Origin of the sequence: Anaerotignum propionicum (genome assembly GCF_024461735.1) — a bacterium.
GTDB lineage: Bacteria > Bacillota > Clostridia > Lachnospirales > Anaerotignaceae > Chakrabartyella.
Genome location: NZ_JANGAD010000070.1, coordinates 1 through 206, shown reverse-complemented (window position 1 = coordinate 206; position 206 = coordinate 1). Strand labels below are relative to the sequence as shown.

Here is a 206-nt window from a genome sequence, read left to right as displayed (position 1 = left end):
CTAAAAATGCAGCCAAAAAAATACCGACTCTTCTGTTTACATTTATTTTCTGACATAATTTATAAATTCCAAAAGAGACGACCGGTCCTGCGATCGCCATGGAAAATGTATTTGCTCCAAGTGTTGTCAGACCTCCGTGAGCTAAAAGCAATGCCTGAAAAAGCAATACAATGACACCGAGCACGCTCACAGATGCCGGTCCAAAC

1 protein-coding gene is annotated in these 206 nt (G+C 41.7%); it reads right to left on the bottom strand.

The genetic code is table 11. The features are described from left to right. Positions 1 to 206: energy-coupling factor ABC transporter permease (locus tag NE558_RS14415; protein ID WP_256150855.1), on the bottom strand; the 206-nt coding region annotated here is incomplete at both ends.